The organism is Mycobacterium sp. E2238, from assembly GCF_001672665.1.
In the GTDB taxonomy this organism is placed as follows: domain Bacteria; phylum Actinomycetota; class Actinomycetes; order Mycobacteriales; family Mycobacteriaceae; genus Mycobacterium.
In genome coordinates this window covers 1-1,093 of the sequence record NZ_LZKF01000067.1, presented here as the reverse complement: position 1 = coordinate 1,093, position 1,093 = coordinate 1, and the positions used below count along the sequence as shown (strand labels likewise).

1 pseudogene is annotated in these 1,093 nt (G+C 74.4%); it reads left to right on the top strand.

Annotated features, from left to right (window positions below):
- Positions 1–1,093 (top strand): annotated as a pseudogene (locus A5711_RS05445) (hypothetical protein); the annotation flags it as partial.

The following is a 1,093-nucleotide window of genomic DNA, read 5'->3' as shown; positions in this document are numbered from 1 at the left end:
CGGTCCTGGGTTCCGAGCTGCTGGGCAGGCCGGGATGCGCGTCGACGCCGGAGGGCGTGCGCTGCGCGCCGTCCATGGCGCTGACACCCGAAGAGCCGGTCAATCTCAGCCGGACGCTGACCGTTCCGGCACCGATGTCGGTGACCCCGTTGGTGTGGGTGCGGCCGCGGCAGGGGCCCAAGCTGGCCGACCTGCTCGCCGAGCCGAACACCACCAGGGCACGGGGCGACTCCGACCTGGTGGACGTCCTCGGCTCGGCGTATGCGGCGACCGACGGCGACCCGGCGACGGCATGGACGGCACCGCAGCGGGTGGTGCAGCACAAGACCCCGCCCACCTTGACGCTCACCCTGCCGCGGCCCACCGAGGTCACCGCGCTCCGGCTGGCGCCGAGCCGGTCGGCGTTGCCCGCCCATCCGACGATGGTGGCGGTCAACCTGGGCGACGGCCCGCAGGTGCACGCGTTGAAGCCCGGTGAACCGCAGACACTCCCACTGCATCCCCGGGTGACCGACAGCGTCACCGTCAGCCTGTTGGACTGGGAAGACGTCATCGACCGCAACGCGCTGGGTTTCGACCAGCTCAAGCCGCCGGGGGTGGCCGAGCTGTCGGTGCTCGGTGCCGACGGCACCCCGATCGCGCCCGCCGACGCTGCCCGCGATCGCACGCGCGAGATCGCCGTCGACTGCGATCACGGCCCGGTCATCGCGGTCGCGGGACGGTTCGTGCACACGTCGATCAGCACCACCGTCGGCGCTCTGCTCGACGACGAGCCCGTTGCGGCCCGGGCGTGCGACCGCGACCCGATCGCGTTGCCGGCGGGGCAGCAGGAGTTGCTGATCAGCCCGGGCGCCCAGTTCGTCGTCGACGGCGTTGCGCTGTCCCCGCCGGCCGCGGCCGCCGCCGCGCCCGGCCCAGTCGGGGTTCCGGCGTGGCGGGTGTGGGGCCCGGACCGTCGCGAGGTGCAGGCTCCGCCGTCGGCCACGTCGCGGGTGCTGGTGGTCCCGGAAAGCATCAACCCCGACTGGGCCGGGCGCGGCGGCGGCCGCGGCCGGCGGGGACAGCGCAACGCCGTCGACGACGAACTGGGCGC